At 39.2% G+C, this 17,160-nt stretch carries 14 protein-coding genes; 3 read left to right on the top strand and 11 right to left on the bottom strand.

What is annotated here, in order from left to right; translation table 11 throughout:
• Positions 1 to 333 precede the first annotated feature (333 nt).
• Positions 334 to 963 carry a BsuPI-related putative proteinase inhibitor gene (locus QNH29_RS26505; protein ID WP_283862249.1) on the bottom strand — a complete coding sequence of 210 codons (630 nt, stop codon included), beginning with the start codon at positions 961 to 963 and terminating at the stop codon, positions 334 to 336.
• 367 nt (positions 964 to 1,330) lie between these two features.
• Between QNH29_RS26505 and QNH29_RS26500 the strand changes: the two genes are divergently transcribed.
• Complete coding sequence (locus QNH29_RS26500; RefSeq protein ID WP_283862248.1) at positions 1,331 to 4,804, top strand: immune inhibitor A domain-containing protein; 3,474 nt, start codon at positions 1,331 to 1,333, stop codon at positions 4,802 to 4,804.
• 87 nt (positions 4,805 to 4,891) lie between these two features.
• On the opposite strand, the gene QNH29_RS26495 is transcribed toward QNH29_RS26500, so the two are convergent.
• From QNH29_RS26495 to QNH29_RS26480, 4 genes are all read right to left on the bottom strand, one after another.
• Positions 4,892 to 5,884: an NAD-dependent epimerase gene (locus tag QNH29_RS26495; protein ID WP_283862247.1), complete on the bottom strand. Its 993-nt coding sequence runs from the start codon at positions 5,882 to 5,884 to the stop codon at positions 4,892 to 4,894.
• Positions 5,881 to 7,338 carry an RIO2 family protein gene (locus QNH29_RS26490; protein ID WP_283862246.1) on the bottom strand — a complete coding sequence of 486 codons (1,458 nt, stop codon included), beginning with the start codon at positions 7,336 to 7,338 and terminating at the stop codon, positions 5,881 to 5,883. The genes QNH29_RS26495 and QNH29_RS26490 overlap by 4 nt, the downstream gene beginning before the upstream one ends.
• Positions 7,338 to 8,399 carry a glycosyltransferase gene (locus tag QNH29_RS26485; RefSeq protein ID WP_283862245.1) on the bottom strand — a complete coding sequence of 354 codons (1,062 nt, stop codon included), beginning with the start codon at positions 8,397 to 8,399 and terminating at the stop codon, positions 7,338 to 7,340. The genes QNH29_RS26490 and QNH29_RS26485 overlap by 1 nt, the downstream gene beginning before the upstream one ends.
• A gap of 460 nt (positions 8,400 to 8,859) precedes the next feature.
• Positions 8,860 to 9,459, bottom strand: a complete 600-nt coding sequence (locus tag QNH29_RS26480; protein ID WP_283862244.1) for an NADPH-dependent FMN reductase — start codon at positions 9,457 to 9,459, stop codon at positions 8,860 to 8,862.
• A 279-nt stretch (positions 9,460 to 9,738) separates the two neighbouring features.
• Between QNH29_RS26480 and QNH29_RS26475 the strand changes: the two genes are divergently transcribed.
• Complete coding sequence (locus QNH29_RS26475) at positions 9,739 to 10,074, top strand: zinc ribbon domain-containing protein YjdM (RefSeq protein WP_283862243.1); 336 nt, start codon at positions 9,739 to 9,741, stop codon at positions 10,072 to 10,074.
• Positions 10,075 to 10,113: 39 nt separating this feature from the next.
• Here the strand turns inward: QNH29_RS26475 and QNH29_RS26470 are convergent, their stop codons facing one another.
• Entirely contained in the window at positions 10,114 to 10,956 is an 843-nt protein-coding gene (locus QNH29_RS26470) for an aldo/keto reductase (RefSeq protein ID WP_283862242.1), read from the bottom strand.
• A 1-nt stretch (position 10,957) separates the two neighbouring features.
• Entirely contained in the window at positions 10,958 to 12,190 is a 1,233-nt protein-coding gene (locus QNH29_RS26465) for an MFS transporter (protein ID WP_283862241.1), read from the bottom strand.
• Between the two features lie 174 nt (positions 12,191 to 12,364).
• Here QNH29_RS26465 and QNH29_RS26460 point away from each other — a divergent pair, with 174 nt between their 5' ends.
• On the top strand, positions 12,365 to 12,736 hold the full coding sequence (locus QNH29_RS26460) for a winged helix-turn-helix transcriptional regulator (RefSeq protein ID WP_283862240.1): 372 nt from the start codon (positions 12,365 to 12,367) through the stop codon (positions 12,734 to 12,736).
• Between the two features lie 390 nt (positions 12,737 to 13,126).
• On the opposite strand, the gene QNH29_RS26455 is transcribed toward QNH29_RS26460, so the two are convergent.
• The 4 genes from QNH29_RS26455 to QNH29_RS26440 all read right to left on the bottom strand — a co-directional run bounded on the left by QNH29_RS26455 (position 13,127) and on the right by QNH29_RS26440 (position 16,930).
• Positions 13,127 to 14,134 carry a FecCD family ABC transporter permease gene (locus QNH29_RS26455; RefSeq protein WP_283862239.1) on the bottom strand — a complete coding sequence of 336 codons (1,008 nt, stop codon included), beginning with the start codon at positions 14,132 to 14,134 and terminating at the stop codon, positions 13,127 to 13,129.
• A complete protein-coding gene (locus QNH29_RS26450) occupies positions 14,131 to 15,141 on the bottom strand; it encodes a FecCD family ABC transporter permease (RefSeq protein WP_283862238.1) in 1,011 nt (336 codons plus the stop codon). Before QNH29_RS26450 ends, QNH29_RS26455 begins: the two co-directional genes overlap by 4 nt.
• A gap of 69 nt (positions 15,142 to 15,210) precedes the next feature.
• Entirely contained in the window at positions 15,211 to 16,134 is a 924-nt protein-coding gene (locus tag QNH29_RS26445; protein ID WP_283862237.1) for an iron-hydroxamate ABC transporter substrate-binding protein, read from the bottom strand.
• Positions 16,085 to 16,930 (bottom strand): ABC transporter ATP-binding protein, encoded by an 846-nt coding sequence (locus QNH29_RS26440; RefSeq protein WP_283862236.1) that lies wholly within the window; start codon positions 16,928 to 16,930, stop codon positions 16,085 to 16,087. Before QNH29_RS26440 ends, QNH29_RS26445 begins: the two co-directional genes overlap by 50 nt.
• Positions 16,931 to 17,160: the final 230 nt, after the last annotated feature.

Below are 17,160 nucleotides of genomic sequence, written 5' to 3'. Positions count from 1 at the left end.
AAAAACGTATGTTAGACTTATATACTAATTCGCAATCCTACCTCAACCCATAAGCCTTAATCACTTCTTGTGCAATACGGCTGCCCTTATCGTCCCATGCACTAGTACGAAGTGAGACTGAACCTCCAGGCTTGTTTTGATGTTTTATCATAGCCATCCAACCGAGCCTTCTGGAGCCAAGTCTACTTTCTCCCAAGTTTGGCCTTCATCAAAGGAAACTTCAAGAGCAGCACCTTCGACGACACCGTTTCCTGGTGGATGGACATTAAAGATATGATTAAAAAATAGTCAAAAAAAGAAAGCACATATTTTAAAGTGCTTTTCTTTTAATAGTTAATCCACTACAAATTCAAGTGCCATTTTTGGCTGGAATTCTTTAGCTGTCAGTACGAAGCTAATTAGATAGGAACCGGGCGGCAAGTTTTCAACTTGTACTTCATACGAAATAGATCCACCTGGTTTTACCGGTTGTTCACCGGGCAAATTGGGGGCTTTTGTCTCTTTTAAATAGGTCTGTATTACATTTCCGTTCTGATCTTTAATAATGTAATCATACTGTTGTGCCGTATCAAAATGAAAGGTAAACAAATGATCTAGATTATTTCTCACGTTGAAAGTAAAATGGACTTTTTTGCCCTCTTGTTTGTACGTAATACTTGGAGTTATTTTTTTCGTATCTGCGTCCGTAATTACGGGTGGTTGCCATTTACTATTTCCCTTATCGTTAGGAGGAGGAGATTTAGACGGGCTGTTTGTTGCCGTCTGTTCTTTCGGACTAGACATTTCTTCATCACTGGATTGAGACATTGTTTCTGGGATTTCAGTTTTATCATCTGACTTTAATTGGTCAGATGATTGAGTTTGAGTATTAGCCTCCATTTCTCGGTTGGCATTTTCTTTATCATTTGAACAACCGGTAACTAGTAATAAAGCAAGAAAAAGTAAGTTTAGTTTTTTCACCATAGTTTTCCACCCCATTTATTTATTAGTCGTACCCAAGTGTACATTTGTTACATTATGCATTTTATAATTTTGATTTTTAATTTTCCTAGTCTGAATGAACTATTACCTTTATCATAGTACTCCTGTTTATTGACATAGAGAGACCATATTAATTTTAATGGTATGCTAATAATAATGAAATGAATAGTAAAAATACTGGAATTTTTTTGATAATTATGGGGAAAAAGTACTTTAATTTGTAAATTTTTGTGGTATATTTTTATAGAATCTATCATAATTTCAGAATAGTATGTAAAAAGATAGAACCCAAAAATAGTAGGAGGGTAGACTAATAGTTTAAAAGACATAGAAGGGGGAGGAAGAATAAATGGCAGAGTGGAAAAAAATACTCGGGACTTCAGTTTTGTCTGCAAGTTTAGTATTTAGTTCTTTTGCTCCAGTGCTTGGGAATGTCCCGTCGGCAAGTGCGAAGAGTAAAGTTGTACATAATTCGGAAGGAGAACTTCCATTCATTAATAAACACATAAGTGGTCCTTTTGACGCTGGAATGGTTAATAGAGATAAGGTGCTTACGGCATTAATTAAGCAAGGAGTAATTAGTAAAAATGCATCGCATGCGCAGCAAGAAAAGCAATTAAATGCCTACCTTACAAAGCGTGCTAATAAGGCAATTGCTTTAACTGCTGACCAACTTGACCAAAAAGCGGTTCGTACAGATATGCAAAAGGCAGCAGGTCTTGAGTTAGTAGATGCAGGTGTTCCAGCGGCACCTAAAGAAGATTCTGTAAAAGCAAGTAAGCATAAAGTGGGTTCAATTGTTGAAGAAGGCTGGGATGGAGAAGTACAAACGGATCAAGTTCTAGTACTTTTAATCGATTTCCCTGACTATAAGAACAGTAATATTACAGAGGAAGACGGACCTGTCTTAATGTATGAAGATTACACGAAAGAGCATTATGAACAAATGGTCTTTGGTGATACAACTTTCAAAGGTGGAAATGGTGAAGATTTCATTTCGATGAAAGCCTTTTATGAGCAGCAATCTGGTGGAAGTTATACGATTGACGGTGCCGTTTCTGAATGGTATACAGCTTCACAACCTGCTGCCTACTATGGTGGAAACGATGCAAATGACAATGACGCTAGACCGCGTGAATTGGCTCAAGAAGCATTAGCACACGCGTCAAAGGATCCAAATATTGATTTGAGTAAGTTTGACATTGAAGATTTATATGATTTAGATGGAGATGGAAACTATCGTGAGCCAGATGGAATCATCGACCATTTGATGATCGTTCACGCTGGTACAGGTGAAGAAGCTGGCGGTGGCGCAATTGGTGCTGATGCGATTTGGTCTCATAGTTGGAATCAAGCAAATCCTGTAGTCATTCCTGGTACAGAAGGTGAAGCTGGCGTTGATTATTGGAATGGAAATTTAACTTCTTACGATTACACAATCCAGCCTGAAGATGGTGCAACAGGCGTATTTGCACATGAATATGGTCATGATTTAGGTTTACCAGATGAATATGATACTGCTTATACAGCAAATAGTGTTGGAGCACCAACTGAGTATTGGACTTTAATGTCTTCAGGAAGTTGGGCAGGGATTATTAATGGAACAGAACCAACTGGATTTAGCCCTTATAATAAAGAATATCTTCAAAATAAATGGCCAAGTTCTAACTGGTTCAAAAATGTAGAATACAGTTTAGATGATATTAAGAATGGTGAAAAGATTGTAAATATAGACCAGGCAAGTGTTAAAGGTACGAATGCTGATGCTGTGAAAATAACATTGCCTGATAAAGTAACTAAGGTTAATAGTCCAGCCAACGGTGAGTATGAGTACTTTAGCGGAAAGGGTAATGATTTAGACAATAGCCTAACCACTACAGTTGACTTAACAACTGTTGCAAATGCAGAATTCAAGTTTAATGCTTGGTATGATATCGAACAAGATTGGGATTATGCTTCCGTTCAAGTAAATGATGGCTCTGGATGGGTTGCTCTTCAGGGTAACATCACAACTGATACGAATCCATATGAACAAAACCCAGGGCACGGTATCACAGGATCAACAAACGGTAAATGGGTACCTGCAAGCTTTGACTTATCAGCTTATACTGGTAAAGAAGTACAAATTAAAATCAATTACTGGACAGATGGTGCTGCCGCTTTGCCAGGTCTTTATGTGGATGACATTGAGGTAGTTGTTGATGGAACTATTGTTGTATCTGATGGAGCAGAATCTGATGAGTCAGTGTTTACTGCTGATGGGTTTACTAAATCAACTGGTACTACAACATCAACTCACTACTATTTAGTAGAGTGGAGGAACTGGGCTGCTACGGATACAGCATTAGGTCGCATTTCACGTGGAAAGTCTGTTTTAACCTATGATCCAGGTATGGTTATCTGGTATGTAGATAATAAATATGATGACAACTGGGTTGGAGACCACCCTGGAGATGGATTCCTAGGTGTCGTTGACGCACACCAACCAATTGCACGATGGACAGATGATAACTCACCTGCAACTACGAGATATCAAATCCAAGATGCAGCGTTCTCATTGAATACAACGGATGAGATGTTCCTTGATTACTCAGAATTTTTTGGGCCAGGTGTGGGTATGGCTCTAGATGCCCAACCTGCTATTCCACAATTTAGTGATTATAATGATTATTCAACTCCAGACTTAATTTATGCAGGTCGCAATGTACCTAAATATGGATTAGAAATCAGTGTATTGGATCAAGCTGAAGATATGACTGTTGGACAGGTTCAACTTGCATATGATGATCACCAAGCGAATGTTCAAGTTAATGGTCTATTAGACACTTATTCTAGTAATGAAGGTTATAATTCATTAGATCTTACTGTTGTAAGTGATGATGAAACATATGGTGAAGAAGTAACGGTAACTACTGACGTAGTGAATGCATCAAACGAAGTAGTGGTTTCTGATGTACAAACGTATACTTCAGATCGTACTGAAAAAGAGCTGGCTGTTAAGCTGACACTTCCAGAGGGTCTTCCAACAGGAGAATATAGTCTTGAAGTGAATGTGAACGCCGGTGAAGCCATTGTAGCTTCTTATTCTAAGGGCATCAATGTGGATAATGATGCTGAAGTACCTACAGTTGACAACAACGGTTCAGAAGAAGTTGTTAGCAGTCCTTCTGTAACAGTTACTGTTTCTAATGTGGTGGATGGCACACTTGAATATTTGTGGTCAAAAGATGCAGAACCAAAATCAGATAGTGACTGGAAATCATTCAATAGCGGCGAAACATTAACGCTTAGTGGTGTTTCTGGTTTGTACTACCTGCATGTAAAAGGAACTGATACATTAGGAAACCAGATTGCTTGGACTTCCAACGCATTCAATGTTGATGGAGTAGCTCCAGTGATTACATTAGCTGGTGACAACCCACTGGTTATTATACAAAACTCTACTTTTAAGGATCCAGGTTATAAAGCTGTAGATGATGTTGATGCAGATGTAACAGATCAAGTAGTAGTTGAAGGAGCAGTTGATGTAAAGACTGTTGGTGACTATACGTTAACGTACAGTGTTACAGATAAGGCTGGTAATAAAACAACTGTTGAAAGAACTGTTACGGTGAAAGCACCTGCTGCTGGTGGATCTGGAACAGATAATGGATCAGGAAATGGATCAGGAAATGGATCAGGAAATGGTTCAACTGGTGGTGGAAGCATACTTCCTAATACTGCAACTAATGCATACAATATTATGCTAGCGGGTATGCTTACTCTGGTACTTGGTGTAACATACTTTGTTATTCAAAGAAGAAAAAGAAGATTAGTAAAATAATAGAGTAAACAGTTAAAGCCACACAGTAAATAGCTGCTGTGTGGCTTTTTTTTAGTTGCTGTCCTGAAAATAAATCCAAAAAACTTCTTAATGAAACTTTTTATACCATTCTACGAAATGGCCTAACCCTATTTGTAATGGAGTAGCAGGGGAGAAACCGGCAGCCTTCTGGAGGTCGCTGATATCTGCATAGGTCTCTTTTACGTCTCCAGGCTGCATTGGAAGATATTCAATTTTTGCTTTTTTACCGATTAGATTTTCGAGCGTGTGGATGAAATCCATTAATCTAACGGGGCTATTGTTGCCAATATTATAGACTTTATAGGGAGCAAAACTAGTGCTTGGGTCGAGATTCCTGTTTGTATCTGGCTCAGGCGGTTGATCTAGTAATTTGACGATTCCTTCGACAATGTCATCAATATAGGTAAAGTCCCTGCGCATGTCGCCATTATTGTACACTTTTATTGGATTCCCTTCGATTATATCCTTTGTAAAAGAATAATAGGCCATATCCGGTCTGCCCCAAGGCCCATATACGGTAAAGAAACGCAGGCCAGTAGTGGGGATATTAAATAAATGACTGTACGTGTGTGCCATTAATTCATTAGCCTTTTTCGTGGCTGCATAGATACTTACCGGGTGATCCACAGAATCTTGAGTAGAGAAGGGGGTTTTTGTATTGGCTCCATAGACAGAACTAGACGAGGCATAAAGTAAGTGCTCCACTTGATAATGCCTGCATGCCTCTAAAATATTTACAAATCCAACTAAGTTGGAATGAACATAGGAGTGTGGATGGGTAAGACTATAACGGACCCCAGCCTGTGCAGCTAAATTAATCACAATGGGGATGGAATGGCTCTCAAAAATTTTGTTTAAACCTTCTGCATCGGCTAAATCTACTTTATAAAAAGTAAACTTATCGTCATTTTCTAGCTGTTTTAGCCGCTCATCTTTTAAACGAACATCGTAATAGTCATTAAGGTTGTCCACACCAATTACATGATAATTTTCAGCTAGCAACCGTTTAGAAAGATGGAACCCAATAAAACCTGCAGTACCTGTCACTAAAATGTTCATTTTTTATCAGATCCTTTTTTACGATCATTTCCCTTCTTTTTATCCTTATTATCTTTCTTACTGCTTTGACGGTGGTCCTTATCACTGCCATGCCCTTTTTTATGGTCACGTTCCTTACCATAACCCTTGTCCTTTTTATGGCCGTTGTACTTACCATGATCCTTGCCATTTTTATGGTCACGACCCTTTTCATGACCCTTGGCATTTTTCTGCTTATTCACTTTTATGTTTTTCTGATTTTTTATTACTGGCAGTACAGTAGGGATGTCCTTAATTTCCATTTGAACTTCTTCTTCCGTAAGCGGGATTGGAGTTTTCGTCCATTCCGCATGTGTGGCTGGATCAAGAAGCATTACTTGCTCAAGAAATGCGTCAAGGAAACCTCTTTCATGAAGGTTTTGGAAAAGTTCTAATGGACGTTCTTGCAGACGAGAGAACGAATACACATGGTCGACCATTTTAAAGCCTGAATTGGTGACAAAAACATGCCGTAATGGAGCATCAATTTGTTTAAAACCTGCTTGTTTTTGAGATGTTAAAATGTCTAGCAAGAGTTTTGTGACAGTAGGAGGAAGGGTGATTTGTTTTTTTAGATAGGTGTTTAAATCTGGTCCCGATAAATATTCCATGACAACGTAGTTGACGCCTATTTCATATACTTTTGGGATAAAGGAAAGGTCTTGATTCGCCAATAAAATCGTTCTTTCCATTTCACAATGTTCTGGTTTTCCATAGATTTTTACGCACTGATCCTCAGCAATACGAAAGACCGCACCTTGGTGACCTGCTCCAATTAATGTTTGCGAGATGGCGCTATCGACTTTTACTCCTTCACCATTTCCTCCAGAAAAGACAGGAATGTTTCGATAGTCTATTTTGTTTTCATCGAAATATCTTTGCCAGGTTTCATATGTGTCTGGTTCAAACTTTTTAACTTGAGATAAAAAGGATTCTTTTAATAACATCATGTTTAAATCTCTTAATAATTTTAGCGGCACAGGATGTACGCGCTTGAAGGCATTTACATGGTCAATGAGCTTTAGTTCTTCATTTTCAAGGACGAAAATATGCCGTAACGGAGCGTCAACCATTGTGAATTGGGCCTTTCTCATTTCACTTAAAGTATTCAGCAACTTCTTTGTAATGGATTCCGGAATATATGTGCAATTTCGGAGGTATTCCTTTAATGTGGGAGCATTAAAGTATTCCATGACGATATAGTTCTTGCCATAATCATATAATCGAGGAAAGAATTCTAAGTTTTGCCCTGCTTGAAGCGCCTCTAATTCCATTTGAGCTTGAAGTGTATTAGAATAAATTTTTACACAGCGCTCCTCCGATAATTTAAAGACAGCACCTTGAGCACCCATTCCAATTAAAGGGTAGTTAGTGGGGTTATCAATTAATAGAGTTTTTGGTCCTTTCGTTACGTTAATTAATTTGAAATCTTCCATTATGATCCCCCTAACAATTCATCATAATATTTGGCCTGTAAGAGCAGCTGCTTTTTCTGGTCAAAGTTTTGTTCTACTCTTTGACGAGCTGCAATGGTATAACCTTCCCAAAGGTGTCTATTTAATAACATAAATTCTAATGCTTCTGCGAGATGGTCAACATCATTTTCACGTACTAAAATACCATTTTGGTTATTGGTGATGATTTCTGGAATACCAGCATGGTTGGTGGTGAGCACTGGTATGCCCGTTGCCATAGCCTCTTTAATCGTATTCGGAATACCTTCCACATCGCCATTGGACGCTGTTATGCTTGGTGCACAAAATATATCAGCTTGTCCCATTAATTCTGGTATTTGATTTTTCGGTACACGATTTAATAAACGAAATGAAGTTCCTAAATTCAACTGAGCAGCCAGCGATTTAATATACCCTTCCAGCTCGCCGCCTCCAATAATGGTAAGGGTTGCATTAGGAAATTTTTCTTTAATCTTACTAAACGCCTGCATTAAGACATGGTGTCCTTTCTTCTCTACTAATCTCCCAATCGAAACAATGTTTTGTGATCCATGTAGATTTGGGCCCTTATAAGGGAAAAGATTAAGGTCAACTCCTCCGTAGAGAACTCTAATTTTATCGGCAGGACATCCCCATAAATTAATTCGGTGTGCAAGATACTGACAAACAGGGAAAAAGCGATCTCCTTGTTCGAAAAGCATTTTTATGCCATTCAAATAGTCAGTAGGCTGATTGGCAAGGGTTGCATCTCTACCGCGGAAACTGGTTACGAGCGGCAGGTTGGTTTCTTCTTTAAATGGAAGCAATAATAAACCTAATTGACCATGGTGGGCATGGATTAATGATATTTTGTTTTTTTCTACATATTCTTTTGGTGAAAAAATTTCACTGAGGTAGTGGACCTTTTCATTGAGAAGCGGCAGATGAACCATATACTTAGGCTGCCTGACCAAATGGATATAATCATAGCCAGGGACTTCGCGAATCTGGGGAATATACTGAGTCGGGTCCACTCGCAGGTTTAAATGAATAGCTTTAGGCAATTTTTATTCTCCTTTCAAAAATGATAATTAAATTTGTTATTCTCTAAAAATAAGATATGCTTTTTGAAAGGGAAGGCTTGGACAAATTGGTAAAAACACAAAGGTCAAAAAAAATGCGCCACAGTCGTTAATTGACTGTAGCGCATTATGTGATTTGATAGCCTGTGTCAAAATGATCTGTTGATTTGCGCTCCACTAAGGAAAGCTTCTCTGAATAATCACCGCAGGGACAGGCGCGATCTCTGCCTGTCCGAGGCACTTCGCTTTCCGCAGGCGTTGCGGTGAGCCTCCTCGGCGCAAGCGCCTGTGGGGTCTCACTTGCTCCGTACTCCTGCAGGAGTCTTCGTGCCTTCCGCGCAAATCAACAGGTGCCAATAACAAAGTTTCACTGTAACACAGGCTAAAATAAGCCGAAAATGCGCCACAGTCTTGGAATAGACTCTGGCGCATTTTTTTGATATTAGCGGATTGTTTTTAAAGCTCCGCTCCAAGCGATTACTTCGTCAAGCATTGCTGTCATGTTTGTTTGGTGTAGATCTTGAGGTTTGAATACAGAGCCGTTTTCAAAGTCTGTGAATAAAGATAATGTTGGATGTGTACGAACGTCAGCTACTTTTAATTCACCAAGAATACCTCGTAAATGTTCAGCAGCACGAGCTCCACCTGTTGAACCATAGCTTACGATACCAGCAGCTTTGTCATTCCATGCTTCACGTGCAAAATCAAGAGCATTTTTTAATGCACCTGTAATGCTGTGGTTGTATTCTTGAACAATAAATACGAAGCCGTCTAATTCAGCAAGTTTTTGATTCCAAGCAGCAATTCCTGGTTCTGAACCATCAGTAGTACCTAAGAATGGCAGTTTGTAGTCTGCGATATCAACGATTTCGTAATCTGCATCTCCACGTTGGTCAGCAATTCCTTTTACCCATTCTCCTACTTGCGGGCTGACACGTCCTTGACGTGTGCTTCCTAAGATAATACCGATTTTTAATTTAGCTTTTGTCATTGTTTCTTCCTCCTTAGTTGTTGTACCAAATAATTTGTTGAAAAAACCCATGCTGTTCACCCCTTGTTGTTATTTTTTATCTATTTAGGTTTTTTGATTTCATTTGCTTTTAATTAAAATATAATTAAATAATATATTTTTAATTCGAGATAAATATAATACATATTTATCTCGATGTCAAGAGATTGATTTCATAAAAAATCATAAAGCCCAAACCTATCTTGCATGATTGTGCTTGAAAAAGTGAAGCAGCAATTGAGAAGGTGCTTGTCTGTCTGAAAAACCTATGCCACAATATACAAAGAACAGAACGAATGGAGGATATGAAGTATGGCTGCTTTGCCAAATTGCCCCAAATGTCATTCAGAATATACATATGAAGATGGAAGTTTACTAATCTGTCCGGAGTGCGGTAATGAGTGGAGTTTAGAATCTGCCACTGAAGAAGAGGTAAGGGTTATAAAAGATGCAAATGGTAATGTTTTAAGTGATGGTGATACCGTTACGGTAATAAAGGACCTTAAAGTAAAAGGTAGTTCATCGACGCTAAAACAAGGTACGAAGGTGAAAAATATTCGTTTAGTTGATGGGGACCATAATATCGATTGTAAAATTGATGGATTTGGTGCGATGAGCTTGAAATCTGAGTATGTTAAAAAGATATAAAAATTGGCGCTCCTTTTATAGGGGCGCCTGTTATTTTTGCTAAAAGTCAATATTATCAGGGTCTGGACCGACTCTATGATTTTCGTTTAGACTAGTTATTCGGTCCATATCTTCTGCTGTCAGTTCAAAATCAAATATGGTTGAGTTCTCTATTATTCTGCGTTCCTTTGTTGATTTAGGTATGGTAACAACCCCATTTTGTAAATCCCAGCGTAAAATGATTTGAGCGATGGTTTTGTTATATTTATTGGCTAGTTCCTTTAATAGAGGATTATCAAATAATTGACCCTGCATTAAAGGGGACCAGGCTTCAAATTGAATGCCGTTGTTATCACAAAAGGTTTTGACTTCTGCCTGAGTTAGACGTGGGTGGTATTCCACTTGATTGACCATTGGTTTTGTTTTTGCATTCTTCATTACTTTTTCAAGATGGTGGACTTGAAAGTTGCTTACTCCTATTGCTCTAACTCTTCCTTCACTATAAAGAGTCTCTAATGCCCTCCATGCTTCTAGATATTTATCCTCTACCGGCCAGTGAACAAGGTATAGATCAAGATAGTCGAGACCTAGTTTTTCTAAGCTTGTTTCATATGCAGCTATTGTTGATTCATAACCTAAATCAGAATTCCAAACTTTTGAGGTAATGAATAATTCATCTCTTGTTATTCCGTATTCGTTGATTGCTTCCTGAATGGCCTGTCCAACGCCTTCTTCATTCCCATAAATAGCGGCTGTATCAATACTGCGATAACCTTGTTTAATTGCAAATTTAACAGCATTCACTAATTCGGGACCTTCTTCGACTTTGAATACCCCTAGACCGAACCAAGGCATGTTTACCCCATTAGATAAAGTAGTTGTTGCTTGTAAGTTGTTTGTCATTTTATTGAACCTCCAATTTTTGATTTGAAAATAAACACTGGTTATCAGTAACGTTTTTATTTTTTTCTTCAAGCTTTCGGCTCCAGCCAGTAAGGAAGACAGCGCCAAGAACCATCAAGGCACCAATCCAAGTGGTATGGATGAGTCCAATTGAATCGGTTATGATTCCGCCTAAATAGGAACCAATCGCGATCCCTGCATTGAATGCAGCAATATTAAGGGCTGAAGCTACGTCTACAGCGCTTGGGACATACCGCTCTGCCAACATGACCACATACACTTGCAATCCAGGAACGTTCATAAAAGCCAGCAGACCCATAAAGAAAATCGTGATTAATCCAGCTATTTTAAATGGTGCTGTAAACATTAAAATAACTAAGACAACAGCTTGGATGATAAACATATAAAATAGTGCCTTAATCGGATTTTGATTGGATACCTTTCCTCCAATCATATTTCCGATTGCTATCGCAATTCCATAGCCAAGTAGAATCGCAACTACAGTTGCTTCTTTAAAGCCAGTGATCTCCTGCAGGATTGGAGCTAGATAAGTAAAGACGACAAATGTTCCTCCATACCCTAAAGCAGTAATGATAAATACTAGTAAAAGCCGGCCATTTGTGACGATTTTGATTTGGTCACGAAAAGATGAAACACTACCTTTTCGTAAAGACGATGGAACCAGAATACTATTCGCAAGTAATGCGATGACTCCGACAACAATAATCAGAACAAACGCCATTCTCCAGCCAAATTGTTGACCAATAAAAGTACCAAGCGGAACACCTGTTACCGTGGCCACGGTTAGTCCTGAAAACATAATGGAGATTGCACTGGCTCTACGATTTTCTGGTACTAAATCAGCTGCGATGGTAGAGCCGATTGACATGAAAATACCATGTGAAAGTGCTGATATAACGCGCGCTGCCAAGAGGACGCTGATGCTCGTTGCGCTTGCCGCAAGACCATTTCCGATAATAAAAATGACCATGATCCAAAGCAATAAAGATTTCCGTGACATACTAGAAGTAAGAGATGTCAGAATCGGTGCTCCGAAGGTAACTCCGAGGGCATATAAGGAAACTGTTAAACCCGCCGTTGTAACGGGTATTTCTAAATCATTTGCAATTAACGGTAAAAGTCCGACACTGATAAATTCAGTGGTTCCAATTGCAAAGGCACTAATGGCTAATGCCAGCAGCGCAAATAAACTTTGTTTATGATTGAAAGACATATGGTGTCTCCTCCTTCAGTAAATTTTTTAACGATTGGCTTTTTACGGCCCAATCGATAAATGTTATTATGGGATATAGTGAGATATTAGTGAAGTACGCACTTTAAAGTGATATAGATACTTTCAAGTAATATAGATACTTAAAAGTGCCTATGAATAAGAGGGGAATTACGTATGAAGCAACAAAAGAAATACAATATATCTGTAGAAGCAACGTTGGAAGTAATCGGAGGCAAGTGGAAGTGTGTGATTCTCTGCCATTTAACCCACGGTAAGAAACGTACAAGTGAATTGAAACGCTTGATGCCTGATATAACTCAGAAAATGTTGACGCAGCAATTGCGTGAATTAGAGGAGGATGGAGTGATTAACCGTATTGTTTATAATCAAGTTCCGCCGAAAGTGGAGTATGAGTTAAGTGAGTATGGCAGGAGTTTAGAAGGGATTTTAAATTCACTTTGCACATGGGGAGAAAAACATATTACCAAAGTGTATGGAAGTTTAGATGTCCTAGAAGAAAACGTGCTAAATGAACATTTAAAATAAAAGCTTTGTTAAATTTCATTGTTGATTTTTAGTTCAGCGATATAAAAAGGACGATGAAGGACAAATCAGGTGAATTTCCGGTGAGATAAGTCCTTCATAAGGTTGATGAAAGACAAATCAGGAAATTCCACAGTAAGATTAGTCCTTCATAAGGTTGATGAAAGACAAATCAGGAGATTCCACATGAAGATAAGTCCTTCATAAGGTTGATGAAAGACAAATCAGGAGATTCCATAGTAAGATTAGTCCTTCATAAGGTTGATAAAAGACAAATCAGGAGAGCCCACAGTAAGATTAGTCCTTCAAAAGTTTTTTGGTGAGAGAAATCAACATCAGTCTTTAACAAAGCCAAAACAAAAAACAGGCGTATCCTTTTCCAAGGATAACGCCTTATTTTTTCAATAAAAGATAAATAAAGTAGGGTGCTCCAATTAGTGCAACCATAATACCGGCAGGGACGCCTGCAGATTCCATGATATTCCGTCCCAAAGTGTCTGCAAATACGAGCAGCCAGCCGCCAATTAGAATGGCGATTGGAATAAATAACTGATTTCGCGGTCCTACTAATGCTTTTGCCATATGCGGCGCCATTAAGCCGATAAAGGTAATTCCACCAGTAACGGAAACAGCAGATGCTGCAAGGGCGACAGCGGTAATGAGTAAGACAATCCGTTCTTTTTCGATTGAAACACCGACCCCAATGGCCACTGGTTCACTCAGGCTGAGAAGGTTTAAGCGGTTTGCTTTGTATAAAGTAAAAGGAAGCAGTACGACCAGCCAAGGGAGGAGTGCCCAAATAAATGGCCAATCGGTTCCCCAAATATTCCCGGCTAACCATTTAGCGATAAAGTCGACCTTTACCCGTTCAGCAGAGGAGATCAGGACAATCATGGCTCCGGAAAGTGCCATCGAAAAACCAACTCCGATTAACACCAGCCGAACAGGCTGCATTCCTTCTGTTTTGCTGTATGCGAATAGATAGATTAGTACAGCAGTCAGCAATGCTCCGAGAAAAGCAACAAGTGGGAGCATGTAGACAAACGAACCTGCCTCTATCGGGAAAAACAAAAAGAAAACCGTGACAGCAACACCCGCTCCAGAGTTAATCCCAATAATCCCAGGGTCAGCTAAATCATTACGCGTGATGCCTTGTAAAATAGCCCCTGATAAAGCTAGTGCCATACCAGCTAAGAGGGTGATGATGATCCGCGGCAATCGAACAGAAAATAACACAAATTCCTCTTTAAACGTACCTTGGCCAATAAGGGCAGGGATCAGCCTGTCGTAAGAAAGTGAGGCAGGACCTAACCCCATTCCAACTACGAGCGTAAGGATAATTAATGCAATTAAACTAATGAAAATGATACGTTGTTTTCTAATTAGTGAAGGTTGGATCATGAGAATGCCTTACCTCCTTTACGGACAATCACAAGGAAGAAAGGTAAACCCAATGTAGCCACAATCGCAGCTACAGGTGTTTCAAAGGGAGCGTTAATTGTCCGGCCAAGGGTATCGGCAAAAAGCATAAACGTAGCTCCAGAAATAGCCGTCATAGGAAGAATAAAACGATAATCTGTCCCAACTATCGCGCGGACAACATGTGGGACCATTAAACCGATGAATGCCATGTTTCCTACAAGTGCAACAGAAGCCCCTGCTAATAAAATAATGGCGATAAAAAGAATTACCTTTATTTGTGTTGTTTTTTGACCTAATCCAACTGCCACTTCTTCACTTAAACTAAGAATTGTAAGCTGCCTTGATAAAAAGAAAGATACTAGTAACCCAACTAGGATGAAGGGGATAATAATTTGGAGCTGCCCCCATGTAGTGCCAACCATACCTCCAGCCGTCCACATTGAGACATTTTTTGATACTTTAAAATAGATACCTATTCCTTCTGCAATTGCATAAAGGAATGCAGAAACAGCGGCTCCAGCTAAGACAATTCTTAATGGAGAAAAGCCGCCTTTTCTCATCGCACCAATGCCGAATACCATGGTTGTTCCTGCCGCTGCCCCAATAAAGCAGGCAATCGTAATACTGAAATAATTGGCTGAAGGGATAAAGGCGATTATGAATGCTAATGCAGCATTTGCTCCCGCTGTTAAACCAAGTAACCCTGGGTCTGCGAGTGGATTCCTGGTAATTCCCTGCATAATTGCTCCGGCAACCGAAAGGGCAGCACCCACAACGATGGCAGCGATTTCACGAGGCAGACGTATTTCACGAATGATTGAAATTTTTTCGCCGTTCGCATTAGAAAATAGGGTCTTCCATACATCTTGAAGAGAAATATCTGCTGCTCCCATAATCATGGAAAGGACAAACATCGCCGCAAACACAAGCAGTCCGATTATTAGTTTATAGCTAAAAGGAATGGAACGTCGGTTTTCTTTCATCATAACTCTCTCATCTTTTCTTTCATAGAATAGGGTGAAGAGGAATCCTGTATAAGAATTCCTCTTCTAATATTAATTGCCTAAAAATGATTTCTTAATGAATTCTAATTGCTTTTCAAGTGTGATTGGATCACTGAAAGAAGCACCTTCACCATTCATTTCAAAAACGCGGTTGTTTTTAACAGCAGGAATATTTTTGTACGTTTCTGTTTCTTGGAAAGACGTATCAGCGTCAGAGTATTTACTTAAGATTACATAATCTCCTGCATACTCAGGAATTACTTCTGCAGATAACGTAAAGTAGCCTGATGATTCTGCCACTTCTTTCACTTTTTCAGGCATTTTTAGTTTCATCGCTTGATAAAGGATTTCTGTTCCGCGTGCCCAGTTGCTTCCGAAAACATAAAGGTCCTTGCCGTAGCTTTCCATAACGGATACAGTTGCGTCCTCACCAATTTTGGCACGTATTTCTTCGCCGGCACTTTCAGCTTCTTTCTTGAAGTTGTCTACCCAAGCTTGAGCTTCTTTTTCTTTATTTAATAGTTTTCCGATTTCAATGTGCTGTGTTAAATAATCAACTTTTCCCCATGTATAAGTTACAGTAGGGGCAATTTCACTTAACTTATCTACGTTTTTAATGTTGGACAAACCAATGATTAAGTCTGGTTCTAATTCAATGATTTTTTCTAAGTCTTCATCGGAAACTTCTGCGACGTCTTTCATTTCTTTTTCAAATGTTGGGTTGTTCTTTGACCAAACATCAACACCGACGACATTTACGCCTAAACTGATGACATTACCAGTGAAGCCGGAAAGTAATATAACGCGCTGTGGGTCTGCAGGTACTTCAATCGGTCCATTTTCTGATTGGTAGGTGATGGTTTCAGATTCTTTTTCTTTTGGTGCTGCTGTGTTCTCTTCTTTTGTAGTATCAGTGCCGCATGCACTAATAATTAACGCTGCGAGCAGGATAAAGGGCAGTAGTAGTTTTTTCATGTTTGGTTTCTCCTTTTAGTAAGTTGTACGTTACGCACATTGGTTTTTTTGTTCGAGGGTCATGGCCGATAACAGCATCAATATTGAATACCTTCCGCAGTACTTTGTGACTGATGACTTCTTCACAACTTCCAGCTTTTACGATTTCACCGTCTTTTAAGGCGATAATATGATCAGCAAAGCGGGCAGCTTGGTTTAAATCATGAAGGACCATGACAATTGTCCGCTGTTGCTCATGATTTAATTTTTGCAGAAGCTCTAACACTTCTAATTGATGGGCCATATCCAGATAGGTAGTAGGTTCATCCAGGAAAATAATTTCCGTTTCTTGTGCCAGTGCCATCGCAATCCACACGCGCTGGCGCTGTCCGCCGGATAGGGCATCAACAGGCCGGAACTTAAAATCGATGGTTCCTGTTACTTCAAAGGCCCAGTCAATCACTTCATAATCTTTTATTGTTAGGCGGCCAAAGCCTTTTTGATAAGGGAAGCGGCCATAGGACACAAGCTCGCCAACCGTTAATCCGCTAGCACTTTCTGGTGTCTGCGGAAGAATTGCCATTTGTTTTGCAAGAATCTTTGTATTTACTTTTGAAATATCTTTACCATCTAAAAGGATGGATCCTGATTGGTGGGAAATGATACGTGTAATTGCTTTCAATAATGTCGATTTTCCACAGCCGTTCGGTCCGATGATAGTAGTGATCTTCCTATCTGGAATTTCGATGCTTAGACTTTTGACAATTAAACGTTCACCATAGCCAATGCTTAAATCATCAGTAGAAAGGCGAACCATTGTAATCCTCCTTTTTTCAATTACAAGTTAATAGTTGATAATGATTATCAGTTTTGTTATGACCTAACTATAAATGTGAGTGATAATGATTGTCAATTACAAATTTGTGAACAGTTTTTAAGTGTTGCATAGTGTTTAATGAAAACGGTCGCCATTGCTTATAGAATAGCGTTCCTTCTACGTCAAAAAATCGACAAATTTTGTTGCCGCAGAATTTTCAAAAAATATCT

The organism is Neobacillus sp. DY30 (assembly GCF_030123065.1).
Taxonomy (GTDB): Bacteria; Bacillota; Bacilli; order Bacillales; family Cytobacillaceae; genus Neobacillus.
This window is presented reverse-complemented; position numbering and strand designations above follow the sequence as displayed.